Here is a 25,909-nt window from a genome sequence, read left to right on the forward strand (position 1 = left end):
CGATCGAAATGATCGATACGATTGGGGGCGTACAGTGAGCAGACGGGATCACGCTCCGCGATCGCCCGTAGTTCGTCCGTCCGGCCTTGCCTCAGGGGGAGCCCATGCGACTGCACGTCGACCAGCGCCATGAGCGGGTGCTCGAACTCGTCCGGGAACGCGGCAGCCTCCGGGTCGCCGACCTCGCGGCCGAACTCGGCGTCTCCGCCGTGACCTTGAGGCGTGACGTGGAGGCGCTCGCCACACAGGGCCGGGTGAGGCGGCTGCACGGCGCGGTGGTGTGGCCGGGCGGCGCGGCCGCCGAGGTCACCCAGCCCCGGCAGGAGTCCGCCGAGGGTGTGGTGATCGGAATGATCGTCCCGACCACCACCAATATCTTCGCCGACATCGTCCGCGGGGCCCGCGAGGCCATCGGGGCCCAGGGCGGCCGCCTGGTTCTCGGGATGACCGGATATGTCGACTCCGAGGACGCCGTACAGGCGGAACACCTGATCGCGGGCGGTGCGGAGGGGCTGCTCGTGGCGCCCAGCTGGTTCGGCGGCGTGCCCCTGGGCGGCCAGGAGAAGTGGCTCCTCGAATGCGCGGTGCCGACCGTCCTGGTCGAGCGTTCCGCGCCGGCCGGGAACCCCGCGGCGGGCCTCGACCGGGTGCGCACGGACCGGGCGCACGGCGCCGCCGTGGCCGTCGGTCACTTCGCGTCCCTCGGACACCACAGGATCACCGCGGTGCTTCAGGAGGGCCCGCATGCCACGCAGATCTCGGCGGGCTATCTGGCGGCCGTGCAGTCCTTGGGGCTGGACGTCGACTCCGGTGCGCCGTCGGTCCGCGAGCACGGGGACTACGAGGCCAGCATCGACTACCTCGTCGAGGCCGTGGAGAAGCGCGGCGTGACGGCGGCGCTCGTACACAGCGACGAGGACGCGATCGTGCTGGTGCCCAAGCTCCAGGCGCGCGGCATCAGGGTGCCCGAGGACCTCGCGCTGATCGCGTACGACGACGAGGTGGCGGGCCTCTCGGATGTCCCCCTCACGGCGATCGCCCCGCCCAAGCGCTCGGTGGGGGAACTGGCCGCGAAGCTGCTGCTCCAGCGGCTTGCGGAGCGCACGAGTGGGCGGCACCCGGCGCCCCGTCAACACCTCGAACTTCTTCCCGAGCTGAGAATCCGTTCCTCCTGCGGGGGCGAAGCGCTCGACTCATGAGCAGTGCGCGATCGTTTTGATTGTCTCGGTCGAACGCTCTTGACTCTGATCGTGTGCGCACAAAAGATGTCCTGCGTCCACCTCTTCCCGCACGAGGTCTCGTAGGAGCCGTGCCATGTCGCGCACTTCTCAGGGAATGCCCTTGCCTTCCTCTGCCGTCCCCCGCGTTCTGGTCGTCGGCATCGACGGCGTCCGCCTCGATACGCTGCGCCGCCTTCCGACCCCGCACCTGGACACCCTCGCGGCCGACGGCTTCCTCGCGCCGATCGAGGTCGACGACCGCACGCCCACGATGTCGGGCCCCTGCTGGGCGACGATCGTCACCGGAGTGGGCGTCGAGAAGCACGGCGTGTGGAGCAACGACTTCACCGGCCACCGCCTCGACGTCTTCCCCGACTTCGCCACCCGGCTCGCCGCGCAGAGCGGCCGGCGCACCTTCGTCGCGGCGGGCTGGCAGCCGCTCATGCAGGTTCGCGACGGTGGCCCGCTCTTCCGCGCTCCGTCCAGGAGCACCTACATCTCCCCGGTCGCGGACACCCCCGAAGCATGGGAGACCTGCGACGAGCGGATCACCGAGGAGGCGGTGCGCGTCCTCGGTGGCGACGACATGGACGCGTCGTTCGTCTACCTCGGTTCTCCCGACGAGACCGCGCACTTCCTCGGCTGCGGGGACGCGTACGAGGCGGCGGTGCTGCGCGCCGACGAACGCGTGGGGCGCCTGCTGAACGCCGTGCGCTCGCGGCCCGCGTACGACAGTGAGCGGTGGACGGTCCTTGTCGTCACCGACCACGGCCATGTCGACGCGGGCGGCCACGGCGGCCGCTCCGAGGAGGAACGCACCGCCTGGCTGATCGCCACCGGCCCCGGCCTTTGCTCGGCACCCGAGCGGATACGCCATGTCGACGTCGCCGCCCAGGTGTTCGCGTCCCTGGGCGTCGACGCCGACCGGCACTGGACGCTCGACGGCCGGCCGTTGCAGCGGTACCGCCGAGCCTCACACGAGTTCGGCTCGGCCGATTCCCTTCGGTTCAGCCGAGCTTGACGGTGATCTTCTGGGTGACGCCCGCGGTGGTGCTGAGGTCGCCGAAGGTGAGCGTCAGGGAGGAGCCGGTGGTCGCCGAGGTGACCGTGGACGGCTTCGAAGTCACCGAGGAGACCGCCTTGTTCCAGGTGAGGGTGAGGCTGGTCTGCATGCGCATCGGGTCGCTGACGCAGATCACCGCGGTGCCGTCGCTCTTCTCGTTGATCATCACGCAGCACGGATTGCTCGCCGTGAGAGCGCCGACCGTGCCGCCGAACCAGAAGTTGACACCGGTGAAGCCGAGCGAAGGAACGCTCACACCCTGCTGGCTGTCCGTGTTGGCGAGGATCGTCAGCCAGCTCGTCGCGGCGGCGCGGGTCTGGGTCTGCGCGGCGGTGGCACCCGGCATGACCAGATAGGCGTACGTGGCGGCCGTCGGGTCGGTGCCGTGGTCGACGTACATCGTCAGGTACTTGCGGTTCAGGACGGTCGTCGCGCCGCCCTTGTTGATGGCGCTCCATGTGCCGTCGCGGGCGTCGCGCAGCGCCTTGACGGTGGCCCCGCCGGGGAAGACATAGCCGCCGTGGCCGCCGATGTGCGCCCAGGTCGCGCCGGTGAGCGTCTCCGACCAGGGGTATGTGGTGGACTTGACGGTGCCGTCCACCGTGAAGGCGCTGCTTCCGGTGGGCCCGAGGTTGCGGTTCTCGACCGTCGACTCCACGGCCGTGCCGTCCGTGCACTTGATCCCCGCGCCCAGACACGCGATCGAGTCGTCCAGACAGAACCACGACTTCTTCGCCAGCAGTGTGCTCTGCAGGCCCTTGAGGTACTGGCCGATCGCGGCCCGCTGCCCGTCGCTGGTGCCACCGACCCAGTTGACGTCCGGCAGGGAGGCGCCCCAGTCACCGCCCGCCGCGTCCGCGAGGACCTTGCGGGAGGCCGTGATGCCGGGCAGACGATACGGGTCGACGGTGGGCCAGAACGCGTCACTGTACTGGCCGTTGCAGAAGGTGTCGCCCCACCAGTAGAGCATTCCGGAACCGGTGTGCCAGCCGTGCAGATTCTCGCCGTTGCCCGTCTCGTAGTACGTGATCCGCCGGTCCGCCATGCTGATCGACGCGGCCCAGCCGGGGCGGCGGTGGGTGGCCCGGGACATGTTGGTGAACAGCCGGTGCCCGGTCGGCTCGGCGATCGCGGAGACCGTGGTGTCGTCCTGAACTCCCTTGAGTCGGGCCAGACTTGTGAGGCCCAGTGAGGGGTCACTCATGGGCGGGCTGTAGTAGTCGCGCTGCATCCAGCCCTTCACCAGACCGCGCCAGCGGTCGTTCTCCGTGCTGCTCGCCCCCTGCCCGAGCAGCACGATCGACGCGAGGATCGGATGACCGCGCCGATGGTCGTCCTGCTGGATCTGCTTGGCGTCGGACGCGGACAGGCCGCGACTGATCGCCCGCCCGGACACGCCGTCCATGACGAGACCGTTGTAGAGGAACGGCGCCCAGGCGTTCTCCACCGCGTCGAACACGATCTGCCGGCCCGAGTCGGTGACGTCCCACGTGGATCCGGCGAGCAGTGCGAAGAGCATCCCGAGCCCGCCCAGCAGCACCGAACCGTACGAGCCGGTGTAGGGGACGGTGGTGTGCTGGACGAACGAGCCGTCGGTGTACAGCCCGTCCCCGCTGCTGACGTACGGGAAGACGGGGGAGAGCGCGTCCCGGGCCAGCGCGATCTTCGCGGAGCTCGCGCCGACGACCCCGCGCAGGGCCAGTACCCGGCACAGGTCCACCCGGTTGGCGCCCGTGCTCGTGCCGCTGTAGCTGGAGACCGCGGAGTCCGGCACGAAGTGGTCGACCGCGTTGACGTAGTTGGCGAGCTGCGCGGCCGACAGCTGGTCGTACATGAGCACGCACACGTCGAGCAGCGCCTGCGGTGCGCCGATCTGCCAGCTGTACCAGTTGCCGTAGCGGGTCTGGTTCTCGTTGTAGACCTCGGAGTAGAGGTGATCGAGGCCGGTCAGGATGTCGTCCCGCAGGCCGCTGTCGCCGGTGAGTCCAGTGCCTGCCTGGGAGTAGGCCTGGGCGAGCGTGCTCAGCCGGTTGTAGCTGGAGTTGAGGTTGCCGGAGTAGCCGTACGACTCCTGGTCGGTGTCGGGCTCCGGATCGGCGTACACCAGATCCGGCCAGAGCGAGCCGGTCGTCGGTGCCATCGTCGACTGCAACTGGCTTGCGGTGGTGCCCAGTTCGGTGAGCCGGGTGGTGAAGGGCTCGGCGGTGGGACTGAATCCCTCGCCCAGGATCAGCGTGCGCCACTTCGCCCGCAGGGTCGCGAACTCGTCCGCGGCGGCAGAGATCTCGGTGGAGGTGAGGGGAGTGGCATCGGCGGCGGTGTGCACCCCGAGCGCGAGCGCGGTACCGGTGCCTGTGGCAAGGAAGCCACGGCGTGACCAACGAGTCGTCATGACGGCGGTTTCTAGCACGCCGACGTTCAAACGCTCAACTACTCTTACCGAATTGAGCATATCGATCGTTTGGTGGGATCGGGCGCTCCGCTGAACCTCTTGGCCCGTGAACCTCCTGGCCCGAACCCTCGTATCTCTCCCTGGGGATGGCCGGAGACCGCGCGCACGGAAGGAGAAGACTGTGCCGATACCGACCGAGCCCGGGCAACCGGTGGTGCGGCGCCCGGCGCTCGAACCGACCTACGTCCAGCGCCGCCGCCGCTCGGAGGCGCTCGCGGAACTGGTCAGACAGGTGCGCGAGGACGAGGGGGAAGCCGATCCGGACGAGGGGTACGAGTCGATCGCGGTCCCCTCGACCGCGACGAGGCTTCTGCCGCCCCCGGAGGAGTACGAGACCCAGGAGCTGCCGCCGGTCCTGGCGGGGGAGAACTACGCCGGGGGCCCAGCGGGGCAGTTCCCCGAGCCCGGGAGGCGGTACGGCGGCGGTCACGGATCCGGGCGCGGCTTCGGCCTGCGGCGCGCCGCGATCACCGTCGCCGTCACCGCGGCGGCCCTGGTCGGCTTCGCCCTCGCGCTCCTGCTGCCGGGCGGCGCCCAGGACGACGCACCCGGGGCCGGGGGTCGGCCATCGACCACGCCCGCGGCCCGAGCCCCGTCCGGGGCGGCCGACCCGGACGGCACAGGCACCCTCCGGGAAGGCGACAGCGGCCCCGAGGTGACGGAACTCCAGCAACGGCTGCTCCGCATGCCGAACGTCTACGACAACGGCAACACCAGCGGCGCCTACGACGCCACCCTCACCGCCGCCGTCGCCCGCTTCCAGCTCTGGTACGGCGTCAGGGGCGACGAGACGGGCGTCTACGGCAACGACACCCGGGCCGACCTCGAATCCCGTACGGGGCAGTAGCGCGACCTCGGTGCGACATGGCCTTGATGGAGGACGTTCTCGTCGTCAGGCGCTCCGGCCCGCGGCGAAGTCCACCTCCGAGGCGGGCAGCACACGGATGCTCCGCCCGGGGTAACCGATATGCCGGAAGAGCTCGTTGTGATGCGCGATCGACCGCTCGGGGGAGGCAAGCTCGCCCGTGTCGGGCCGGGCGGACGTGGTGTGTCCGTCGGCGACGAGTACCAGGTCGTACCGGTGGCTCAGGGCCTGTCGTGCCGTGGTGTCGACGCACATCTCGGTGGCGAACCCGGTGACGACGACCTCGGTGACTCCCAGGGTCTTGAGGGTCTTGTCGAGGTCGGTGTCGAGGAAACCGTCCACCGTGGTCTTGTGGATGACCGTCTCGTCATCGGCGGGGGCGAGAGCGGGCGCGATCCGCCAGCCCTCGGTGCCGGCCTCCAGACCGTCACCCCGGTGCTGGATCGTCACGATCGGCACACCGGCCGCCTTGGCGCGTTCGCGCAGCCCGGCGATCACGGTGACGGTCTCGGTGGCCCGGTGCGCGATGGCCATCAGCGTGTTCTGCATGTCGATGACGAGGAGGGCGGAGGTGTGAGGCATGGCGCCACGGTAGCGGCGCTCGGCTCGGGGGCGAGGTGCTCGGGAGGGGAACGGCCGGATGTCGTGGGCGTGATGGTCAGCCGGTGTGCGGTGCCCGGGTGAACTCCCGGATCAGCCGGGCGAGTTCCGCCGGCTGGTCCAGTGGAACGAGGGTGTAGCTGTCCGCGACCTCGGCCAGCCGGCCCTGCGGCAGGAGTGCGGCGAGGCGTCGGCCGTGCTCGGGCGGCATCACCCGGTCTTCGGCGGCCCAGACCACCAGGGCGGGACGCTTGAAGCCGGGCAGGCGTGCGGCCGTGGACAGCAGGAGGCCCGTGTCGGCCGCCGCGGCCCGCAGGACGCGTACGGCGTCGCGGCGGATGTCGGGCTGCCGCAGGACCGGCCCGATCCAACGCGCTGTCGCCGCGTCCCCTCGGCGGGTCAGCCACCCGAAGGCGATCGGGAGCCGTCGGAGCATCCGGAGCCGCATCTGCTGCATGAACAGCCCGAACAGCCGGGGCGGGAGCCTGCCGGAGAGCACGAGCGTTTTGCCCGTCAGCCCGGGCGGGAAGTTGTCGAACGCGTCGCACGAGACGAGAACGGCCCGGCCCACGCGATCCGGGCCGTCGCACATCAGCAGCTGGACGAGCGCCCCGCCGGTGTCATTGCCGACGAGGACGACATCCCGCAGGCCGAGACGGTCGAGGAACTCGGCGACCAGACGGGCCACCCCGGGCAATGAGAGATCGGCGTCCGCGCGCATCGCCCGGCGATGGGCGCCGAGGGGGAGCGTCGGGACGACGCAGCGATGGTCGGCGGCGAGGTCCGCGACAGGTCCGTCCCACAGCGAGGCGTCCATCATCAGACCGTGCAGCAGCACCAGCACGGGACCGTCACCGCCGGTGTCCTCGTACTCGATCGTCCCGGCGGACAGCTCGATCGTGGCGCGGACCTTCTCCTGCATACGTGCCTCCTGTGAGTGTCTCCAACCAAGAGGACGCCAAGCGGCCGAAGTGTGACATCACTTCAGGACGGCGAGGCCTCATCGAGCCCGAAGTCCTTGGGGAGCGGCCCGGGTCGGAACAGCCGGGCAGGGACGGTGTCGGCGAGGAGCTGGTAGCCGGCCGGGTTGAGATGCAGATGATCACCGTCGTCGATCGTCGCCAGGAGCCGTACGGGTTGCAGCGGGTCCCGGGCCGCCTTGTCGAAGTCGACCACGGCATCGAACCGGCCGCTGGTGCGAATCCACTGGTTGACGGCCTGCCGGGACGCCTCGCGGTACCCGTCCGCGTCGTCGTAGAGCGCGTTGCCTCCAAAGGGAGTCAGCGTCGCCCCGTACACCCGGATGCCCTGCGCGTGCGCCCTGACGACGATCTGGTCGTAGGCCGCGATCAGGTCGTCCGTGACCTGCTTCTGGGCGGCTTGCGTGGGCTCGGCGGTCCCGATGTCGTTGACGCCCTCGAAGACGAGCAGCCAGTCGACTCCGCTCTGCGCCAGCACGTCACGGTCGAGGCGCGCGATCGCGCTCGGTCCCAGACCGTCGTTGAGCACCCGGTTGCCGCCCGCCGCCTGATTGAGGATCGCGGTGCCGGCCGTGCCTGCCTGGGACCGCAGGCGTTTGAGCAGCTGGTCCGGCCAGCGGTTGTTCCCGTTGGTCGTGGAGCCGCGGCCGTCCGTCAGCGAGTCGCCCAGCATGACGGCCGCCGCGGTGCCGGCCCTGGACCACGTCTCGACGCCGCTGAGGAAGTACCAGTGGTTGACCGGCGTGGCGCCGGCCAAGTCGTCGTCCGTGACGTGGTTTCCGGCCCGCAGGTAGGAGGTGGTTCGGGAACCGGGATGGGACGTGATGTCGTTGGACGCCTGCCCTTGGGCCAAGTACGTCGTCACGGTGAGATTGGAGCCCGGCTCCAGGTCGAAGTCCAGTGGATCGGAAACCATCTGCGCTCCGACCGGCACCACCGCCGAGGACCGGCCGTGGAACGTCACCGACCTGGAGGTCCCCGGCCGGATCGCACTGACGCCGGCCCGACCGTCGACCGGCAAGGCCACCGAGACGGCGGTGATCGGCAGCACCGCACCCCCGAACGCGTTCGAGAAGCGCAGCCTCATGTGCCGTCCCCCGACCGACACCTGGACGGTCTGCCGCACCGTGGCATCGGCCAGTACGCGCTTGTCCTGTGTGAACGGCGCGGGTGGCATGTTGCCGGGCTCCGTGAGCTGCGGCATGGACACCCAGGTGTTCACCCAATGCGCGTTCTCGCGTGGGGAGTCAGCCGCCTCGGCCGAGTGAGGAGCGGAGGTCGAGTGAGGAGTGAGGCCGGAGTGAGAAGTGACGGCGGCGGAGGCCGCGAGAATCCCCGCGACCACGAGGCTCACGAGCGGCGATCTTCGATTCATGGATGGTGCGCCCTCCCTGTTTCCCGGGATTCCGGCGATGGCACTGAACCGGTTCAGTGGCGCACCGTAAGGCATCTCCGCGGGGTCGGACGAGCGGAGGGACGAGATCGGCCGAATGTGAGCCCCCGCCTCGGATCAGTGCCCGTCACGGCTGCGTCCTCTGCTTTGACCGGATCGGTCCGCTGCCGGACCCGATGCGGCCTGTCGCCGCCCCGTCCGCGCGGCTCAGGCTTGGGGCATGACCCGAGCACTGATCGTCATCGATGTCCAGGAGTCCTTCCGCGCCCGTCCCCTGTGGGAGACCACCTCCGACCTGAAGATCGCCGACCAGGTGAACCGCCTGGTCCGGCTTGCCCGCGAGGCCGGGGAGCTGGTGGTGTGGGTGCTGCACTCCGAGCCCGGCAGCGGCGATGTCTTCGACCCGGCCCTCGGCCATGTCCGGCTGATGGAGGAGCTGGAGCGGGCGGACGGGGAGCCGTTGATCCACAAGACCTCGCACAACGCCTTCACCACCACCAACCTGCAGCAACTTCTCACCGAACGCGGCATCCGCGAGCTCACCGTCTGCGGCATCCGCACCGAGCAGTGCGTGGAGACCACCACCCGCGTCGCCAGTGACCTCGGCTACCAGGTCACCTTCGTCGTCGACGCGACCGCGACCAATCCCATCCCGCACCGCGACGCTCCCGCCGACCAGAGCGTCGCCGAACTGCTGGCCGACCCCCGCACACTGCCTGCCGACGAGGTCATCAGGCGCACCGAGTACGCCCTCGCAGGACGCTTCGCCACCATCGCGACGGTCGACGAGCTGGAGGCCGCGGCATCACCTCGGGCATGATGACCGGATCGTGAGCCACATCGTCTTCTTCCTGGTGCCCGGGGTCCACTTGCTGGACCTGGCCGGTCCCGCGCAGGTCTTCTCCACAGCCGCCGACTTCGGGCACCCCTACACGCTCTCCTACGTCGCCGAGCAGCCCCAGGTCTCCACCGCCCAGGGGCTGCCGCTGGTGGCCGGGCTCGACTGGCCGGAGCTCGGGCCGGAGGATCTGATCGTGGTGCCCGGCTGGCGTTCCGTCGCGCTGGCCGACAGTCCCGCCGTCGGCGCCGCCGCCCTCCAGGTCTTCCGGGACCACCATGCCAGGGGCGGGACGGTCGCCAGCGTCTGCGCCGGAGCCGAGGCGCTCGGCCAGGCCGGTCTGCTCGACGGCCGCCACTGCACCACCCATCACGACGTGCAGGACGAGCTGGCCCTGCGCCACCCCAGGGCGCTGGTCGTCCGCGACGTCCTGTTCACCGCCGACGACCGGGTGATCACCTCGGCCGGCATCGCCAGCGGCATCGATCTGGCCCTGCACCTGGTCGCGACCCGGCACGGCCCGGCCGTCGCCGCCCAGGTCGCCCGCGACATGGTCGTCTACGCCCGCCGCAACGGCCATGAACCGCAGTCCAGCGCGATGCTCCGGCACCGGTCCCACCTCGACGACACCGTGCACCGCGCCCAGGACCTCATCGACGCCCGCTTCGACCAACCGCTTCCCCTGCCCGCCCTCGCCTCGGCCGTCGGCGTGAGCGAACGCACCCTCACCCGCCTCTTCAGCCGCGCCACCGGGCTCACCCCACTGCGCTACCAGCAGACCCTCCGCTTGGAGCGCGCCCAGCACCTCATCAGCCACGGCGCGACGATCGACTCCGCCGCCCGCTCGGTCGGTTTCGAGGACCCGCGCATGCTGCGCCGCCTCCGCGCCCGCACGGCCTGACCCCGCCGGCCCTCAGTCCGCGTGGGCCGGGAGCCGCAGCCTCACTTCGTAGCCGCCGTCCGCCGTGGGCCCGGACTCGAAGGTGCCGTCGAGGAGTTCGGCACGCTCTCTGAGGCCGATCAGCCCGTGGTGCGAGCCGGGCAGGGGCAGTGACGGACGTGTGGGCGCCGTGTTCGTCACGCTCACGCCGAACCCGTCGCCGTCACCGTCACCGTCGTTTGCCTGCCACAGCCGTACGGTCGCGGTGGCGCCCGGCGCGTGCTTGCGCACGTTGGTGAGGGCTTCCTGCACGGTGCGGTAGACGGCGCGCTGGGCGGTCGTGCCGATGTCGGAGGGGAGCTCACCCGTCAGCTCCGCGTCGATGCCGCTCGTCGAGACGAGTTTGTGCAGGTCGGCGAGCGTGGGCTGCGGGGTGAGCTCGGTGGCGCTGCCGCCGGATGCGCGGAGCAGCGTGACCATGTGGCGCAGTTCGTCGAGCGTGTCGACGCTCAGCGAGCGGATGGTGCGGGCGCCTTCCTTGAAGTCCGGTTCCTTGGCGGCGACTTGCAGGGCTCCGGCCTGTACGGCGATAAGGCTGACCTGGTGCGAGACGACGTCATGCATCTCGCGGGCCGGCTGGGCGCGTTCCCGGGCCAGCACCGCCTGCGAGTGCAACAGCCGTTCGTGCTCGCGCGCTTCCTCGATCTCGATGAGCTGCCGGGACAAGTCTCGTCGTGCCTGGACGAGTTGGCCCAGCAGGACGGGGGCGGCGGCCGTTGCCAGCGTGTAGACGAAGTAGATCAGGGTCCAGGTGCGGTCGCGTGAACCGAAGTCGTCCAGGGGCCACGGAGCGGCGGAGGCGATGGCGAACAACACGGCGCACACGACGAGGAGCCGGCGGTCGCGCGACCGCTCGGACAAGGTGAACAGCGCGGCGAACGGGGCGAACACGATGTCCAGCGTCAGGCCGGCCGGAAGCGTGAGCAGGAACACGGTGAGCGGGAAGCGCTGCCGGAAGGCCAGCGCGGCGCAGGCGACCGCGGCGAGCGCCTGCGTGAAGGATGTCGAGTCCCACAGGTTGACCCAGACATCCACGGCCGCGACGGCGATGACCAGGGCGTCGACGACCGGAGCCGGGATCCGCGCCCACCACTCCTGGCGCACGGTCATCGCCCGGACTCCGACCGGCCGCGCTCGTCCAGCAGCCCGGCCCGCTGGGCGAGCGGCGCCGCCTGGACCCGGCTGCTCACCCGCAGCTTGGTGAGGATCGAGCTGACATGGTCCTTGACGGTGCCCGCGCTGAGGTGGACGCGCGTACCGATGTCGGCGTTCGACAGCCCCTCAGCGATCAGCACCAGCACCTCGCGCTCGCGCTCGGTGAGCCGTCCCACGCGGGCGGCCTCCACGTCGTCGACGGCCGCTGCCCCGGGGTGGCTCTGCCACACGGCACGCGACGCCTTCGGCGACATCACGACCCCGCCCGCGGCCAATGTCCGTACCAGCTGGGCGAGTTGCTCGGGCTCGGTGTCCTTGAGCAGGAAGCCCGCCGCGCCGGAGCGCAGCGCGGTCAGGATGTACTCGTCGGCGTCGAACGTCGTCAGCATTGCCACCACGGGGGTGCCCGGCAGCGCGCGCAGCTTCCGCAGCACGGTCAGCCCGTCGACGTCCGGCATCCGGATGTCCAGCAGCACGACGTCCGGGCGCTCCCGCAGCACCGCGTCTACCGCCTCCGCGCCCGCCGTGGTCGAGACGACCTCGATGTCGTCGGCCGCGTTCAGAATGAGCCGGAAGCCGGACCGCACCCTTCCAGTCGTCCGGGGGGAGGGCCTGGACGCCCGGTGGGGTAGTTCCGGCGGCGCGACGGATGGTGGTGTCCTCAATGACTCGATTGTCATGGGCTCAGGTAGATGATTCCTGCCCGCGCATGACAGACACCGACAGCCGAGGGACGTCCACGATGCACACTCCGCACCTCCTCCGCCGCGGCGGTCGCGCCCTGCGCCGCGAGGCCACGCGCCCCAACGTGCTGTTCGGCGGCGTGTACGGTGCCGTGCTGGCCAGCTCGATGGTCGCCGCGCTCACCCAGTACGGCCCCACGGCACGCGAGGTTCGGCTGTACGACGCTCAGTGGCTGCTGGTCACCGCGTTCGCCTCGGCGTCGGCCCACGGGTACGCGCACATCATCGCCCGGCGCGGCGAGGGGTCCCACCCCGGGCTGACCGGCGCGCTGCGGCTGCTGCTCGACGAATGGCCCCTGGTGATGGCCACCCTGCCCACGGTGGTGATGCTGCTCGGCGCGGGCTGGGGCTGGTGGCCGTCCGAGGACATCGAGTACGCGGCCTTCGCGTTCAACATCGTGTTCCTCTTCGGCTGGGGCCTGACCGCGGCACGCGCCGCGCGGCGGCCCTGGCGTACGGCCCTGGCGATCGGCTGCGTGGACGCGCTGCTCGGGGTGATCGTCGTCGTGGCCAACGCGTTCATCAAGTAGCCCCCGGGAGCCCGTGAGTTGGGTGGTGGCCCCCGTCCGGCGGGGTCCCTACCCGCCGGGCGGCGGATAGGGACCGGACGGCTGCCGGATACGAGTCGGCGGGCGTTCTCTCCAGCCTGAAGACATGACACAGAACGCAGTCGACGCAGCGCTCCCGACCCCGGCCCGGCCAGAGGCGCCGACCAGTGAGCGCACCCCGCTGGGACGGCTGATCGGCGTGGACCTCGCCCGGGGACTCGCGGTCTTCGGCATGTACGCGGCCCATCTCGGCCCCGATCCCTCCCAGGGCGGCACCACCGGCTTCTTCATGGAGCTCGCACACGGCCGTTCCTCCGCGCTGTTCGCCTTCCTGGCCGGCTTCTCGATCGTCCTGATCACCGGACGGCGTACCCCGAAGACGGGCCGGGCGGGCCGCCAGGCCGTCGCCAAGGTGGTCATCCGGGCCCTCATCCTGCTGGCCACGGGCACCGCGCTCACCCTGAGCGGAACCCCGGTCGAGGTGATCCTCGCCTTCTACGGCCTGTACTTCCTGCTCGTCCTGCCGCTGTACCGGCTCAGCGCCCGACCGCTGGCGATCATCGCCGCGAGCAGCGCGCTGATCCTGCCGCAAGTCCTGTACGTCATCCAGCACGCCCTGAACTCGGGCGGCGCCGACGGCGGTCCGGGCGCCGGACCCGGCGGCATCTGGGCCTGGCCCACGGGCGCCGACGGCATCGTCTCGCTGCTCTTCACCGGCAGTTATCCGGCACTGACCTGGATCTCCTTCGTCATCGCGGGTATGGCCGTGGCCCGCCTAGACCTGGCCGCCCAGGCCGTCCGCGTACGCCTCGCCATCACCGGTGTGTCCCTGGCCGTGCTCGGTTACGGCGGCTCCTGGCTGGCTCTGCGCCTCGTCCCCGGCGCCGCCTCGGCGATCGACGCCTCCGGCTGGGGCGAAGGCGGCGGCGCCCTGTCCGCCTGGTGGGCCGATACCGCGGGCTATCCGTCCGGCGACACCCCGGCCTGGCTGCTGGCGGCCTCCCCGCACAGTGAGACGACCCTGTCCATCGTGGCCAACACGGGTGTGGCCATCGCGGTCCTGACCGCCTGCCTCGCCGCCGTCGACGCCTTCCCGCGCCTGCGGCGGCTCGCCAAGCCGGTCATCGCCGTCGGCACCATGTCCCTGACCGCGTACGTCTTCCACGTCATCGGCATCCGCGTCCTCGGTATCGAGGAACTCCCCGGTTCGCCCCTGCACGTGCTGCTCGGCTTCATCGTGGCCGTGACCGTGTGCGCGGCGGTCTGGTCGCGCTTCTTCCGGCGGGGCCCGCTGGAGTGGCTGCTCGGCAGGGCCACCAGGATCGCGGAGTGTGTGCGCTGAGGCGCCGCGTGCCGATCACGAAGGCACATGCTCCAGATCGAGGAGCTGCCGCTTGCGCTCCAGCCCCGCGGCATAGCCGGTAAGGGCTCCGTTCGCACCGATCACCCGGTGGCAGGGGCGCACGACCAGCAGCGGGTTCGCGCCGATCGCCGTGCCCACGGCACGCACCGCGGCCCTGGATGCGCCGATCCGCGCGGCGATCTCGCCGTAGCTGAGCGTGGTCCCGTACGGGATGGTCTCCAGGGCCTTCCAGACTCGCTGCTGGAAGTCGCTGCCGCTCGTGACGTACTCGATGTCGAAGTCGGTGAGCGTGCCGTCGAAGTAGGCGCGCAGCTGGGCGGCGATCTCCGCGAACGCGTCCGCGTCCTCGACCCAGCCGTCCTGGACGACGGCCCCGCGCTTCTGGCCGGGCATGGACAGTGAGGCCAGCGCCGTGCCGCCCTTCGCGGTGACCGACACCTCGCCCACGAGCAGCAGTTCGCCCAAGGGGCTGTCGATGGTCGTGCAGACCGTCATCGGAAGTGTCCTTTCGAGAGTCCTCAAGCGCTGCCGGCATCGCTTCACCAGCAATCCTGCCGCTTCTCCGGCGCTCCGTCCGGCGGGATTCGGACACCGACCTGGCGCAGGTGAGGGCCGACGGCGTCCGCCGTCGGCCCTCACTCACGCCCCAGTGGCGATCAGCGCTTGATCAGTCGTACGGACAGCCCCTCGCCCGTGTACACGGGCACTGCCCGGTATCCGTCGGCCTGCACGGTGATACCACCGAACTGGCCCCGCAGCGCGGGCGCCCAGATCACCGGAACCGTGGTTCCCGAGGCCGGCGGACGGTCGGCGTCCAGCCGCAGCGAGAGCGCGCTGTCCCGGCCCAGCAGCACGCGTCGGTCCACCACCAGCGCGGGTATGCGGCCTTCCCGGAGCGTCACCTCAAGGGTCGCCCCGGACGCCTGCGCGTAGGCGCCGCGCACGCGGGCCGCCGTGCCCGGAGCCACCCGCAGCGTGCCGCCCTCCACCCGGACGTCACCGTGGCCGAGCGCGCCCGCGGAACCGGCCGTCAGTGTGCCCTCCTCCAGTACCGTGCCGCCCGTGTGACGGTTGGCTCCCGTCAGGGTCAGTGCACCGCTGCCGCGCTTGACCAGGCCACCGCAGCCGGAGATGTCGTTGCGCCAGGTGTCGGCCGCGTCGAAGCCCCCGGCGGCCGCGTCCATGGTGACGGTCACGTCGGAGTCGAAGGCGCCGTACCCGTCGGCGGCGGCGAACAGGTTGAGGCGGCCCCACTGCTCGAAGCCGTCGAGCAGCACGTACCCGGAGGGGAGCGCGGTCGTGCGGAGCACCTCGCGGCGCTGCGCGGCGTCGAGGTAGGGCAGCCGCGTCTCCAGTAGAACCTCGGCGCCCTTGGGCACGGTCAGGTCCTCGGAGCGGCCGTGCCGGGTCAGGACGTACGTCAGCCGGGGCGTGAGCGCGCGGGCGTTGGCGGCCCGGTCGGCGTACGGGTCGGCCTCGACGCCCGCCGAGTGCGCGTAGGCGTACAGGGTGTCCGCCGTCGTGCCGGTCTGCTGCTGGAAGTACGCGGCGGCCTGGGCGCGCGCCGCTGCCTTGAGGGCGGCGTTGGCCGGGTCGGCCAGCGTGGCGGCGGCCAGCGCGGTGGCCATGATGCGACCGCCGAGGACGTCGACGGTGGAGTGCATGCCCGCCATGATGCGGGTGTGGCCGAGCTCGAAGGCGCGGGTCACCAGCTCCTGGAAACGCTCCGGAACGGCGTACGCGTACGCCAGCGCCGCCAGATGGAAGGCGTTGGTGTGCCCGCTGGGGAAGCCGCCGTCGTCGACCGGGGCCGTGCTGCGCTGCCACAGCAACTGCGGGGCGACGACCACGGCGGAGTCGTACACGGGGTAGCCGAGCGCGTCGATCTCGCCCGTGTCGACGACCTCGCTGTCCTCGTTCATGCGCCACGGACGCGGGTATTGGTACGCGTACTTGGACGGGTTGCCCGAGGCGTAGTTGCCGCGCACGGTGTCGACCAGCTCGGCCACCTTGCCGAGCGCCGAGTCGTGCGAGCCCGCGCCGAGCGCGGAACCGGCAGGAGCGCCGGACGGCACGGCGTCGTTGATCTTCCCGGAGGGGGTGCCGTCGGGTGCGCGGGTGATCGACGTGACCGCCTGGGCGCCCGACTTGTAGAGGTCGGCCAGCGGCCCCAGGCCCGCGATGATCGCGTAACTCTGGTGCTGCCGGTCGTAGATGAACGCCTCCTTCGCCTGCGCGTCGGTGCGGGCGGCCGTGATCCGGGCGCAGTAGCGCATGTTGGCGCGCAGCACCTCGGGCATGAGCGGCGTGCCCGTGTTCCACGTGCCGCCCGTCTTCCACACCTCGGCCATGCCGCCGAGGATCCGGACCACCGCGTTGGTCTCGGGCGTCAGGTTGGTGAGGACGTTGGTCGTGTAGTCGTCGACGAACGCGGCGGGGCTCGTGGCGGCCTTCGCGTCCGCGGCGGCGAGCCAGGTGACGAGGGTCGGCGCGGCCAGCAGACCGGCCGAGGCGCCCAGCGAGGTTCTGAGGAACCCCCGCCGGTTGACGGTGAGTCGACCGGCCGACGAGGTGGAGTGGTGCCCGGCTGGTGACGGCATGGGTGTGCCTCTCTTGAGTTCTTCGGCCGTGCGGCCGGTAGGAGGTCGTTCGAGCAACCGGACGCCCAGGGGCCTGTGAGACCTGTCAGTCGCAGGTGCCCCGTGGCGAGGATGTGTCGTACGAGCGAAGATCTACGGCCGAGTCATGGCGGGCTGGGTATGGCTCGGCGACCGAGACATGTCATAGGAGTGAACGGGCCAGCGACACGGCCCCTTCGACCGGCGGCACCCGCAGGGGCCTCGGTCGCGCCCCCGGCACGGCCTCGGCCAGCCAGGCCGCGAAGGCGTCGTACAGGGCGGGTTGGGCGAGCACGGCAGTGCCGGCCACGACGACGTCGTCGACGGCGACCCCACGTTGGGCGAGTCGTACGACGAGCGCGGCGAGCGATCGTCCGCCCTCGGCTATGACCTGGCGGGCGAGGGCTGAGCCCGCTGCTGCGGCGGCGAACACGACCGGCGCGTGCCGGCCCCACTCGGCCGAGACGTCCGTGGCGCTCTCCAACGCCGCGCCGAGGGCGGGCACTTCGCTCACCCCGAACGCGGCGATGAGTCCCAGGGCCAGCTCGTCCGGGTCCTCGCCGCGATCGTGCGCGGCCCACGCGGCGCGCGCCGCCTCACGGACGAGACCGGCCGAGCCGCCCTCGTCGCCGAGCACCGCACCCCAGCCACCGACCTGAACGGGGCTGCCGTCGGAGAGCCGGCCGACCGCCACCGAGCCGGTACCGGCGACCAGACCGACGCCCTTGTCCAGGCCCGCGGCGGGGACCAGGAGTTCGGCGTCGCCGACGACGAGCGCGGGCACATCGAGAAGCTCCCGGAGCGCGAGGCGGATCCCGGCGCACTGGCGAGGTGTCTCGCAGGCGTGCCCGCCCACGGCGACGGCGGACGGACGGGTGCCGGCCGGCAGGGCCTCATGGACCAGCGCGGCCAGCCAGGCTGCGGCGGCCTCGGGGTCGTGCGGCCGCCAGCCGCTGCTCGTACGGACGTGATCGGTGACCGTGCCGTCCTCGGCCACCGCGCGGAGATGGGTCTTGGTGCCGCCCACGTCGATACCGACCACGATGGGGCACGAGGGGGGTACGTCCTGCACGGATCCTCTTTCGTCGTTGCAGTGAGCTACGACGGCGGGCGAACCGTGTCTGGACAGGGGAGCAGAAGAACTAGGGAAGCCCCGGGACGGGCCTCTGACGGAGCACGGCAGGCGAGTACCGTGAAGTTCGTTAGGAAACTAACTAACGAAGTATGGTGCGTCAAGAGGCATCGCGCACTCGACCACCGGGACGACCGTCCGGGCCGCCGTGGGGCGGGAATCGCGTGACGTCAGGGCAATCCATCGCCGCATCCCCGGAGCCGATCGACCTGGGAGCGCGGCCCTCGACCCGTGTGGGGGAACTGTGGAACATGGCGTGGCGGAAGCCACCCGCCTGACCGAGAGCGCGAGCACGGTCTTCGCCGTGCTGGCCCAGGCGGGCAGTGCGACCCGGCCGCAGCTCGCGAGCCTGGCGGGCCTGTCCAAGCCGACGGTGTCCTCCGCCGTCTCGGAACTGGAGAGCGCCCGGCTCGCCGCACATTCCGGCACCGCGTCCAGCGGCACGGGCCGCTCCGCCGCCGTCTACCGTCTCGGAGCGGCCGCCGGGGCCGTGCTCGCCGTCGACCTCGGCCCCGCGCTCACCCGGGTACGCGGCTGCGCCCTGGACGGCACCCTGCTCGCCCAGGCCACCGGCTCCCGCGCGGACGCCGCCGCCGTCGTACGCGAGGCCCTTGTCGCGCTGCCCGCCGACACCCCGCTGCGCACCATCGTCGTCGCCGTCGGCGACGTCACCGCGCAGGAGGAGGGCGCCCGTGTGCGCCCCGCGACCGCCAAGGCCGGCCCCGTCTTCGACGCCATGGCTGTCGCGCTGCCGCCGGGTGTTCCCGTCCACCTCGAGAACAACGTCAACTGCGCGGCGCTCGCGGAGCTGCACGAGGGTGCCGCCCGTGGCCGCCACACCTTCGGCTATCTGCGGATCGGCGTGGGCATCGGCCTCGGCATCGTCGTCGGGGGTCAGGTGCTGCGCGGGGCGAACGGTGCCGCCGGAGAGCTGGCCCGACTGCCCTACCCCTGGGACGAGGGCCGCGAGCCGCGCCAGGAGGCCCTGGAGGAGTACATCGGCGCACGCTCCCTGCTGCGCCGGGCCGCGGAGGCCTGGCAGAACGCCGACGGGCCGTGCCCCCGCACGGCTGAGCGCCTCTTCGCCCTCGCCGGAGAGGGCCGGGCCACGGCCCGCGCCGTCGTCGGCCGCCATGCCGCGGACATCGGCCGGCTCGCCGCCGCCGTGGTCGCCGTGCTGGACCCGGGACTGATCGTGCTGGGGGGCAGTACCGGCGCGGACCCGCAGCTCCTGCCGGGTGTGCGGGCCGAACTGGAGCGGCTGAGCTGGCCCACCGAGGTGGTCAGCAGCACGGTCGGGGATCTCGGCACCGTCGTGGGCGCCGCCCGGCTCGCGGTCGCCCGGGGAGTCCAAACCGTGACCGAGGCCGCGCAGACGAAGGATTGACGGCCTCCGACTCGGTCTGCCAATGTCCGGACAAGCGCTTTCTAAGTTGGCCGGGACGCCGACTTGGGGTGAGCGTCCCGCCCGTACGAGACGTACGGCAGCCACGCGAGGGCGTGCTCGCGTGACGACGGCCATGGTGGCCGGGGATCCCACCCGTCAGGATGGTGCGGCCGGGCGAGGCCGTGCCCCGGGAGGCGCATTCCGAGAAGGACGCACCCGTGCCCGCAGCGACTGGCCGGGAATTCCATCACGCACATCCAGGGAGGACCCGGTGGGTCACCAGATCTCGCGCAGAACCCTTTTCCGCACCGCGAGCGGACTCGCCGTTGCCGGTGCGCTCGGCGGCTCGCTGAGCGCCTGCGGCGGAGGCACCGGTGCCGGCAGCACCAGCTCCAAGCTGACCATGACGTGGTGGGGCAGCGACGACCGTCACAACGCCTACAAGAAGGCGCTCGCGACGTTCCAGAAGAGCAACTCGAAGATCAAGATCGAAGAGCGCTACTCCGGCTACGACGGCTACTTCGACCGGTTCAACACCAACGTGGCCGGCGGCAGCGCCCCCGACCTGCTCCAGATGGACACCGCGCTGGTGGCGCAGTACGCCCGCAAGGGTGTCCTCGCTCCCATCGACGAGTACGTCGGCAAGTCCCTGGACCTGACCGGCTTCTCCAAGACGCTCCTCGCGGCCGGCACGGTCGACGGCAAGCTGTACGGCGTGCCGTCCGGCATCGGCGTCAACATCCTCACGGTCAACGTCACCGGCCTGAAGAAGCTGGGCCTGGAGCTGCCGGACCGCGAGTGGACCTGGGCCGACCTGAAGAAGGTCGCGGTCGAGGTCAACAAGAAGAGCGGCGGCAAGCAGTTCGGCGTCGACGACGGCGGTGGCGGCACCCTCCAGGCGTTCGAGGTGTTCGCCCGGGAGAAGGGCCAGACCTTCTTCGCCACGGACGGCAAGAAGCTCGGCTTCACCGCGGACACCCTCCAGGAGTGGTGGGAGTTCTGGGCCGAGATGCGCAAGGACAAGGCGTCCCCGCCCGCCGCGATCACCTCGGCCGCGCACAACGACCTCACCAAGAACGGCGTGGTCATCGGCAAGACGCTGTTCACCTTCGACTCCGGTGTCTACGGCGCGGGCGGCGCGATCACCGACGCGGTCCTGGACTTCCTGCCCACCCCGAAGGGCGACTGGTCCGGCGCCCGTGAGGGCAACTTCGTCAACGGTGGTGTCCTGCTGAGCGCCACCAAGGCGAGCAAGCACATCGCCGACTCGGTGAAGATCATGAGCTTCTTCGCCCAGGACGCGACGGCGATCAAGGACATGCAGCTGCTGCGCGGCATCCCGCCGACCGAGAAGGCCCGCTCGCTCATCGCCGCCGGTCTGTCGGACACGGACAAGAAGTCCATGGACATCGCCGACTACATCTCCAAGCGGGTCGCCAAGGCGACCGACGCGCTGGCCGCCCCCCAGCCGCCGCCGAACGGCGCCGACCAGATCTGGGACCTGCTGTTCCAGTCCAACCTCGCCATCGCCTTCGGCAAGAAGTCCATCAAGGCGCAGCTGACCGCGTTCTTCGACCAGGCGGGATCGATTCTGTCGCAGTAGGCGTCGGCGCGGCTGTGGGCCGCGGTGCACAGAAGGACCGGGAAAGGGCCAGGGAGATGAGCATGACCACCACCGAGACCGACGCGGTCGTCAAGGAGCCGACGGCTCCCGCGACCCCGTCCGACCAGCGCGAGCGTGAACGGATGCGTCGCCGCGCTGCCAGACGGCGCGGTGGAGGCTGGTGGCCGTACCTCTTCCTGGCCCCGTGGTTCGTCGGCCTGTTCGGGCTGACGATCTACCCGATGCTCGACTCGCTCTATCTGTCGTTCACCGACTTCGACCTGCTGTCTCCCGCCAAGTGGGTCGGCACCGAGAACTACACCCGGATGTTCACCGACGACCCGGTCTTCTGGGACTCGGTGCACGCCACGCTCTTGTATGTCGTGGTCTCCGTTCCGCTGAAGCTGGCGCTCGCCCTCGGCGTCGCGATGCTGCTCAACCGCGACCTGAAGGGCATCGGCCTCTACCGGGCCGCCTTCTACCTGCCCTCGCTGCTCGGCGGTGCGGTGGCCATCGCCATCGTGTGGCGGCAGGTCTTCGGCGGCGACGGGCTCTTCAACGACTTCCTCGGCTGGTTCGGCATCAAGGGTCAGGACTGGATCTCCAGCCCCGACACCGCGATCTACACCCTCATCCTGCTGGCCGTCTGGCAGTTCGGCACCCCGATGGTCATCTTCCTCGCCGGTCTGAAGCAGCTGCCGAAGGATGTGTACGAGGCGGCCGAGATCGACGGCGCCAGGCCCGTCACCCGGTTCTTCCGCATCACCCTGCCGCTGCTGACCCCGATCGTCTTCTTCAACGTCGTCCTGCAGATCATCGACGCGTTCAAGACGTTCACCCCGGCGTACGTGGTCAGCAACGGCACCGGCGGACCGCTCAACTCGACCATGCTGTACTCCCTCTACCTGTACAAGAAGGGCTTCACCGACCTCCAGATGGGATACGCCTCGGCGCTCGCCTGGGTGCTGTTCCTGGTCATCGCAGGCTTCACGGCGGTCAACTTCATCGCCAGCCGCTACTGGGTCCACTACGACGACTGACGTCTGAGCGAGGAGTCCTTCCCACCATGTCCGCCATCACCCCGCCCCGTTCGTCGCTGTCGCCGCTTCAGAAGCTGCGGTCGGCCACCGGCTCCCGGCGCATCCTCATCCACACCCTGCTCATCGGCGTGGCGATCGTCATGCTGTATCCGCTGCTGTGGATGCTGAGCAGTTCGCTCAAGCCCGACACCGACATCTTCACCCACCCGGGAATCATCCCGGCCAAGCTGCGTCCGGAGAACTACTCCGAGGGCTGGAGCGGCTCCGGCAACTCCTTCTCCCTCTACATCACCAACTCGCTGATCGTCACGATCGGCGCGGTGATCGGAAACGTGATCTCCTGCTCGCTGGCCGCCTACGCCTTCGCGCGCTTCGAGTTCCGCGGCAAGAAGATCTGGTTCGGCCTGATGCTCGGCACGCTGATGCTGCCCACACAGGCCGTCCTGATCCCGCAGTACACGATCTTCTACAACCTGACCTGGATCAACACCTACCTGCCGCTGATCGTCCCGAAGTTCCTCGCGGTGGACGCCTTCTTCATCTTCCTGATGGTCCAGTTCATCCGCTCCATCCCGCGCGAGCTCGACCACGCGGCCATGATGGACGGCGCCAACCCCTTCCAGATCTACTGGAAGATCATCCTGCCGCTGATGAAGCCGGCCCTGATCACCACCACGATCTTCACCTTCATCTGGACGTACGACGACTTCCTCCACCAGCTCGTCTACCTCCAGCAGAACGACAAGTTCACCGTCCCCCTCGGTCTGACCCTGTTCCTGGACCAGACCAGCGGCTCCTCGTACGGCGCGATGTTCGCCATGTCGACACTCGCCCTCCTGCCCACGCTCATCTGCTTCCTCATCTTCCAGAAGAGGCTGGTCGAGGGCCTGGCGACCTCCGGCATGAAGGGCTGACATCCGGTGCATCTTCCCCACCAGCGCGGTCCGCTGCACGACCTCCCGGACGATCCCGCCGCATACGACACCGTCCTCGCCGCCGTCACCGAGGAGGCCCTGGCCCGCCTCACCCCCGAGGGCAACCTCGAACACCCCGCGGCCCTCGACGACATCGGCGATACGTCACTGGGCATCACCTCCCTCCTCGCACTCGCCTGGCAGCGTGCGAAGGACCCGCGCCTGCCGGAGGCCGTGCACCGCAGCCTCGCCTTCCATCTGCGCGAACGGGTCTTCACCGAGGACAACCCCGGCTACCCGAACCTCCGGCGACGCGACACGCGTGAGCCGTACGCCCGATACGTACTCGAAGCGGGCGCGCACCCCATCGGCGACTGGCCGAGCACGGTGTGGGCCCTGCTCCAGGCGGTGAACGTCCTGGACGCGGCGGACGGGCTCATCGACGACGAACAGCGCCGTGAACTCGTCGAGCTGGCGGGCGGTTACTGGCACTGGCTGACCGAGTCGACCTTCTTCAACCCGCAGGAGGCCGGAAACCAGGCCATCGGCTGCATCGTCGGCGGCCTGATGCTGGCCCGCCATCTCCCGCCCGCCGACGGGGAGCTGGTCCACTCACGGGCGATGAGCCTGTACGTCGACGAAATCCGCGCCCGTCGCGTACGGGACCGGGGCGCCCTTCTGCCCCCGGAGCACGGCGGCGCGTACGACAACAACTACGGCCCGATCTCCCTCTCCTTCCTCGCGCAGGCCCACCGGATCAGCGGCGAGGAGATCTTCGCCGAGGACGGCGACGCGCTGGCCCGCTACATCGACGCGCGCCTGACCGCCGGCGGCTACGACAACGGCGGCCCCCGCTACAGCGAGCAGCACTCCGGCTTCGAGTCCGTCCTCGGCCTGCGCTACTTCGGCCACCGCGTCGGCGCCGACCTCGGCCGCTACCGGGGAGACACCCGCTGGGGCCGGCACGCCGTCAACCAGGACGGCGGCATCGACGGCCACTTCGCCTTCATGCTGGTCTGGCAGATCCAGGACGCCACGCGCTGGCACCGCACCCCGTCGAAGGACCCCGTACGCCATCAACTCCGCGCGGGCACCGTCTCGGTGGCCTTCGACGACCGGATGACGCCGTCACTGGTCGAGGCGGCGGGCACCTACTACCTGCCCGCCGCGGTCAACCGCCAGCACGGCTTCGGACCGGTCACCGACGGCTTCCTGCTGTGCCGGCCCATGGGCGAGACCCGGGTCCGCGATCTGCGCACCGACGCCCTGACGGCCAAGCTGGTCACCAAGCCGGTCGTCGGCCGCGACCATGTGCTGCGCCACATCCGGTCCCTGTACGTCACGGACGGCACGAGCCTGTGGGTGACGGTCGCCGTGGAACGCCTCGACGGAACGCCGTATCTGCTCGCCGGGATGCCGTACGCCGAGGACGACGGCGACCGGGTGCGCAGGACCGCCGAGGCCGACGTGACCGCCGCCGGTGCCCTCCGGCTGACCCACCCGGCGACGGAGGGCGCGGACCACTTCGACGCCCGCTCGGAGACGACCCAGCAGCAGGCGGCCTTCGCCCTGGCGGCGGACCCGCGCGGCTACGGCAATCCGGACGAGGGCTGGCGGCACCTGGTCGCCTCCACGGCCTTCGAAGCGGACCCGGCTCCCGGAGCCCCGGAGGACCTGCACGTCTTTGGCGTGCGCCATGGCCCCGGCGGCCCGTTCACCCCGGCCTTCGCGCGCACCCCGGCGGGACTGACCGTCCGCACCGAGAAGTTCACCGCACTGATCGGCGATCCCGCGGGCGATGCGCGCGGGGAGCCCGAACTGGAGCTCCAGCCTCACTGACCGCCGCCTCGACGACCAGGTCGGCGCGGTCCCGTGTCGCGGCGACCAGGTCGGCGTTGCGCTGGTCCGTGCCGAGCACCCACGCCACCGCCGTGTCGTGGTCCTTGCCGAACTCCTCGTGCCGGGCGACGAGCCGCCGCAGACGTTCGGCTTCCTCGACCTCGCAGAACCAGACCTCGTCCAGCTGCGACCTCGCGCGAGCCCAGCCGTCGTCCCGGAGCAGCAGGTAGTTGCCCTCGGTGACGATCAGACGGGCGGTGCGGGGCACCGGAACGGCACCCGCGATCGGCTGCTCAAGAGTCCGCTCGAAGCCGGGCGCGTAGACGAGGTCGTCCTCGTCCTCGCGCAACCGGCGCAGCAGCGCCGCGTAACCCGCCGCGTCGAACGTGTCGGGGGCGCCCTTGCGGTCGCGGCGGCCGAGGCGGTCCAACTCGACGTCCGCGAGATGGAACCCGTCCATCGGCACATGCGCGACCCAGGCGGGCCCGTCCCCGTTCAGCTCCCGCACCAGGCGCTCGGCGAGCGTCGTCTTGCCCGCACCCGGGCCACCGGCGATACCGAGCAGGGCGCGCCGCCCCGGACGTACGAGCGACCCGGCGCGCTCCAGGAGATCGTCGAAGCTCATGCCCGCGGCATCCGTACGACGGCGGTGACCATTCCGGGCGGAGTCATGAAGACGGCGAATTCCATGCGCCCAGTATTGGGGCATGCATGGACCATGAGCCAAGACGAGGACCAGATCCGCACCCTGATCGAGCACTGGGCCGCCGCCGTGCACCGCGGCGACCTCGACGGTGTGCTGGCCGACCACACGGACGACATCGTGATGTACGACGTGCCGCCGCCCTACGCGGGGGTCCGCGGTATCGAGGCGTACCGCGAGGCCTGGCCGCCGTTCTTCGAATGGCAGGCGCAGGGCGCGACGGTCGAGATCGAGTCCCTCGACATCACCGCGGGCGACAACGTGGCGTACGCGCACGCCCTGCTGCGCTGCGGAACGCCGAAGGAATTCGCCGAGAAGCCCGCCCGGCGGCTGCGGCTCACCCTCGGACTGCGCAAGGAACAAGGCCGCTGGACGGTCGCCCACGAGCACCACTCGTTCCCGCACGACTGACCCGGCGTACGACCGGTGGTGTCCTCCCGTCCGGACCCGAGGCTGCGCCCCGCCCCGGACCAGCCGCCACACACCGGCGGCCGGCCCTCAGGAGATAGGCGC

23 protein-coding genes are annotated in these 25,909 nt (G+C 70.7%); 13 read left to right on the forward strand and 10 right to left on the reverse strand.

What is annotated here, in order from left to right; genetic code table 11:
* Positions 1-104 precede the first annotated feature (104 nt).
* Together OG975_RS44670 and OG975_RS44675 are read left to right on the forward strand one after the other, a co-directional pair.
* Positions 105-1,199: a substrate-binding domain-containing protein gene (locus tag OG975_RS44670; RefSeq protein ID WP_406335444.1), complete on the forward strand. Its 1,095-nt coding sequence runs from the start codon at positions 105-107 to the stop codon at positions 1,197-1,199.
* 115 nt (positions 1,200-1,314) lie between these two features.
* Positions 1,315-2,241 (forward strand): alkaline phosphatase family protein, encoded by a 927-nt coding sequence (locus tag OG975_RS44675; protein WP_406335446.1) that lies wholly within the window; start codon positions 1,315-1,317, stop codon positions 2,239-2,241.
* Here the strand turns inward: OG975_RS44675 and OG975_RS44680 are convergent.
* A complete protein-coding gene (locus OG975_RS44680) occupies positions 2,228-4,675 on the reverse strand; it encodes a polysaccharide lyase 8 family protein (RefSeq protein ID WP_406335447.1) in 2,448 nt (815 codons plus the stop codon). The genes OG975_RS44675 and OG975_RS44680 overlap by 14 nt on opposite strands.
* A 181-nt stretch (positions 4,676-4,856) precedes the next feature.
* Here OG975_RS44680 and OG975_RS44685 point away from each other — a divergent pair, with 181 nt between their 5' ends.
* Positions 4,857-5,582 (forward strand): peptidoglycan-binding protein, encoded by a 726-nt coding sequence (locus tag OG975_RS44685; RefSeq protein WP_406335448.1) that lies wholly within the window; start codon positions 4,857-4,859, stop codon positions 5,580-5,582.
* Between the two features lie 45 nt (positions 5,583-5,627).
* Here OG975_RS44685 and OG975_RS44690 read toward each other — a convergent pair whose 3' ends face one another.
* From OG975_RS44690 to OG975_RS44700, 3 genes are all read right to left on the reverse strand, one after another.
* Positions 5,628-6,182 carry an isochorismatase family protein gene (locus OG975_RS44690; RefSeq protein WP_406335449.1) on the reverse strand — a complete coding sequence of 185 codons (555 nt, stop codon included), beginning with the start codon at positions 6,180-6,182 and terminating at the stop codon, positions 5,628-5,630.
* A gap of 76 nt (positions 6,183-6,258) precedes the next feature.
* A complete protein-coding gene (locus tag OG975_RS44695; protein ID WP_406335451.1) occupies positions 6,259-7,122 on the reverse strand; it encodes an alpha/beta fold hydrolase in 864 nt (287 codons plus the stop codon).
* Positions 7,123-7,184: 62 nt separating this feature from the next.
* On the reverse strand, positions 7,185-8,555 hold the full coding sequence (locus tag OG975_RS44700; RefSeq protein WP_406335452.1) for an SGNH/GDSL hydrolase family protein: 1,371 nt from the start codon (positions 8,553-8,555) through the stop codon (positions 7,185-7,187).
* Positions 8,556-8,793: 238 nt separating this feature from the next.
* Here OG975_RS44700 and OG975_RS44705 point away from each other — a divergent pair, with 238 nt between their 5' ends.
* Positions 8,794-9,393, forward strand: coding sequence for an isochorismatase family protein (locus OG975_RS44705; protein ID WP_406335453.1), 600 nt, complete (start codon positions 8,794-8,796; stop codon positions 9,391-9,393).
* 10 nt (positions 9,394-9,403) lie between these two features.
* The gene (locus OG975_RS44710; RefSeq protein WP_406335454.1) at positions 9,404-10,312 is read left to right on the forward strand and encodes a GlxA family transcriptional regulator; all 909 of its coding nucleotides are present in this window, start codon (positions 9,404-9,406) and stop codon (positions 10,310-10,312) included.
* A 12-nt stretch (positions 10,313-10,324) separates the two neighbouring features.
* On the opposite strand, the gene OG975_RS44715 is transcribed toward OG975_RS44710, so the two are convergent.
* Together OG975_RS44715 and OG975_RS44720 are read right to left on the reverse strand one after the other, a co-directional pair.
* Entirely contained in the window at positions 10,325-11,461 is a 1,137-nt protein-coding gene (locus OG975_RS44715; RefSeq protein WP_406335455.1) for a sensor histidine kinase, read from the reverse strand.
* Positions 11,458-12,093, reverse strand: a complete 636-nt coding sequence (locus OG975_RS44720; protein WP_406335456.1) for a response regulator — start codon at positions 12,091-12,093, stop codon at positions 11,458-11,460. The genes OG975_RS44715 and OG975_RS44720 overlap by 4 nt, the downstream gene beginning before the upstream one ends.
* 155 nt (positions 12,094-12,248) lie before the next feature.
* Here OG975_RS44720 and OG975_RS44725 point away from each other — a divergent pair, with 155 nt between their 5' ends.
* Positions 12,249-12,779 (forward strand): hypothetical protein, encoded by a 531-nt coding sequence (locus OG975_RS44725; protein ID WP_406335457.1) that lies wholly within the window; start codon positions 12,249-12,251, stop codon positions 12,777-12,779.
* Between the two features lie 124 nt (positions 12,780-12,903).
* Entirely contained in the window at positions 12,904-14,139 is a 1,236-nt protein-coding gene (locus OG975_RS44730) for a DUF418 domain-containing protein (RefSeq protein WP_406335458.1), read from the forward strand.
* A 15-nt stretch (positions 14,140-14,154) separates the two neighbouring features.
* On the opposite strand, the gene OG975_RS44735 is transcribed toward OG975_RS44730, so the two are convergent.
* The 3 genes from OG975_RS44735 to OG975_RS44745 form a co-directional block, all read right to left on the reverse strand.
* Positions 14,155-14,655 carry a methylated-DNA--[protein]-cysteine S-methyltransferase gene (locus OG975_RS44735; protein ID WP_406335459.1) on the reverse strand — a complete coding sequence of 167 codons (501 nt, stop codon included), beginning with the start codon at positions 14,653-14,655 and terminating at the stop codon, positions 14,155-14,157.
* A 161-nt stretch (positions 14,656-14,816) separates the two neighbouring features.
* On the reverse strand, positions 14,817-16,760 hold the full coding sequence (locus tag OG975_RS44740; RefSeq protein WP_406335461.1) for a phosphatase PAP2 family protein: 1,944 nt from the start codon (positions 16,758-16,760) through the stop codon (positions 14,817-14,819).
* A gap of 181 nt (positions 16,761-16,941) precedes the next feature.
* Positions 16,942-17,850, reverse strand: a complete 909-nt coding sequence (locus OG975_RS44745; protein ID WP_406335462.1) for an N-acetylglucosamine kinase — start codon at positions 17,848-17,850, stop codon at positions 16,942-16,944.
* Positions 17,851-18,166: 316 nt separating this feature from the next.
* Between OG975_RS44745 and OG975_RS44750 the strand changes: the two genes are divergently transcribed.
* From OG975_RS44750 to OG975_RS44770, 5 genes are all read left to right on the forward strand, one after another.
* Positions 18,167-19,297 (forward strand): ROK family transcriptional regulator, encoded by a 1,131-nt coding sequence (locus OG975_RS44750; protein WP_406335463.1) that lies wholly within the window; start codon positions 18,167-18,169, stop codon positions 19,295-19,297.
* Positions 19,298-19,568: 271 nt separating this feature from the next.
* Positions 19,569-20,900, forward strand: coding sequence for an ABC transporter substrate-binding protein (locus OG975_RS44755; RefSeq protein ID WP_406335464.1), 1,332 nt, complete (start codon positions 19,569-19,571; stop codon positions 20,898-20,900).
* 62 nt (positions 20,901-20,962) lie between these two features.
* Positions 20,963-21,940: a sugar ABC transporter permease gene (locus tag OG975_RS44760; RefSeq protein ID WP_327434215.1), complete on the forward strand. Its 978-nt coding sequence runs from the start codon at positions 20,963-20,965 to the stop codon at positions 21,938-21,940.
* Positions 21,941-21,966: 26 nt separating this feature from the next.
* Positions 21,967-22,854 (forward strand): carbohydrate ABC transporter permease, encoded by an 888-nt coding sequence (locus OG975_RS44765; RefSeq protein WP_330309512.1) that lies wholly within the window; start codon positions 21,967-21,969, stop codon positions 22,852-22,854.
* A gap of 6 nt (positions 22,855-22,860) precedes the next feature.
* Complete coding sequence (locus OG975_RS44770) at positions 22,861-24,693, forward strand: hypothetical protein (RefSeq protein WP_406335466.1); 1,833 nt, start codon at positions 22,861-22,863, stop codon at positions 24,691-24,693.
* Here OG975_RS44770 and OG975_RS44775 read toward each other — a convergent pair.
* Complete coding sequence (locus tag OG975_RS44775; RefSeq protein ID WP_406335467.1) at positions 24,623-25,402, reverse strand: nucleoside/nucleotide kinase family protein; 780 nt, start codon at positions 25,400-25,402, stop codon at positions 24,623-24,625. The genes OG975_RS44770 and OG975_RS44775 overlap by 71 nt on opposite strands.
* A 9-nt stretch (positions 25,403-25,411) precedes the next feature.
* Between OG975_RS44775 and OG975_RS44780 the strand changes: the two genes are divergently transcribed.
* A complete protein-coding gene (locus OG975_RS44780; RefSeq protein ID WP_406335468.1) occupies positions 25,412-25,807 on the forward strand; it encodes a YybH family protein in 396 nt (131 codons plus the stop codon).
* Positions 25,808-25,909 lie beyond the last annotated feature (102 nt).

Source organism: Streptomyces sp. NBC_00203, assembly GCF_045206325.1.
Taxonomy (GTDB): domain Bacteria; phylum Actinomycetota; class Actinomycetes; order Streptomycetales; family Streptomycetaceae; genus Streptomyces; species Streptomyces lutosisoli.

What these genes read in the sequence shown, in the direction of transcription:
- OG975_RS44670 (WP_406335444.1), top strand. Translation starts at nt 105, where the DNA reads ATGCGACTGCACGTCGACCAGCGCCATGAGCGGGTGCTCGAACTCGTC.
- OG975_RS44675 (WP_406335446.1), top strand. Translation starts at nt 1,315, where the DNA reads ATGTCGCGCACTTCTCAGGGAATGCCCTTGCCTTCCTCTGCCGTCCCC.
- OG975_RS44680 (WP_406335447.1), bottom strand. Translation starts at nt 4,675, where the DNA reads ATGACGACTCGTTGGTCACGCCGTGGCTTCCTTGCCACAGGCACCGGT.
- OG975_RS44690 (WP_406335449.1), bottom strand. Translation starts at nt 6,182, where the DNA reads ATGCCTCACACCTCCGCCCTCCTCGTCATCGACATGCAGAACACGCTG.
- OG975_RS44695 (WP_406335451.1), bottom strand. Translation starts at nt 7,122, where the DNA reads ATGCAGGAGAAGGTCCGCGCCACGATCGAGCTGTCCGCCGGGACGATC.
- OG975_RS44700 (WP_406335452.1), bottom strand. Translation starts at nt 8,555, where the DNA reads ATGAATCGAAGATCGCCGCTCGTGAGCCTCGTGGTCGCGGGGATTCTC.
- OG975_RS44705 (WP_406335453.1), top strand. Translation starts at nt 8,794, where the DNA reads ATGACCCGAGCACTGATCGTCATCGATGTCCAGGAGTCCTTCCGCGCC.
- OG975_RS44715 (WP_406335455.1), bottom strand. Translation starts at nt 11,461, where the DNA reads ATGACCGTGCGCCAGGAGTGGTGGGCGCGGATCCCGGCTCCGGTCGTC.
- OG975_RS44725 (WP_406335457.1), top strand. Translation starts at nt 12,249, where the DNA reads ATGCACACTCCGCACCTCCTCCGCCGCGGCGGTCGCGCCCTGCGCCGC.
- OG975_RS44730 (WP_406335458.1), top strand. Translation starts at nt 12,904, where the DNA reads ATGACACAGAACGCAGTCGACGCAGCGCTCCCGACCCCGGCCCGGCCA.
- OG975_RS44735 (WP_406335459.1), bottom strand. Translation starts at nt 14,655, where the DNA reads ATGACGGTCTGCACGACCATCGACAGCCCCTTGGGCGAACTGCTGCTC.
- OG975_RS44740 (WP_406335461.1), bottom strand. Translation starts at nt 16,760, where the DNA reads ATGCCGTCACCAGCCGGGCACCACTCCACCTCGTCGGCCGGTCGACTC.
- OG975_RS44760 (WP_327434215.1), top strand. Translation starts at nt 20,963, where the DNA reads ATGACCACCACCGAGACCGACGCGGTCGTCAAGGAGCCGACGGCTCCC.
- OG975_RS44765 (WP_330309512.1), top strand. Translation starts at nt 21,967, where the DNA reads ATGTCCGCCATCACCCCGCCCCGTTCGTCGCTGTCGCCGCTTCAGAAG.
- OG975_RS44775 (WP_406335467.1), bottom strand. Translation starts at nt 25,402, where the DNA reads ATGCCCCAATACTGGGCGCATGGAATTCGCCGTCTTCATGACTCCGCC.
- OG975_RS44780 (WP_406335468.1), top strand. Translation starts at nt 25,412, where the DNA reads ATGAGCCAAGACGAGGACCAGATCCGCACCCTGATCGAGCACTGGGCC.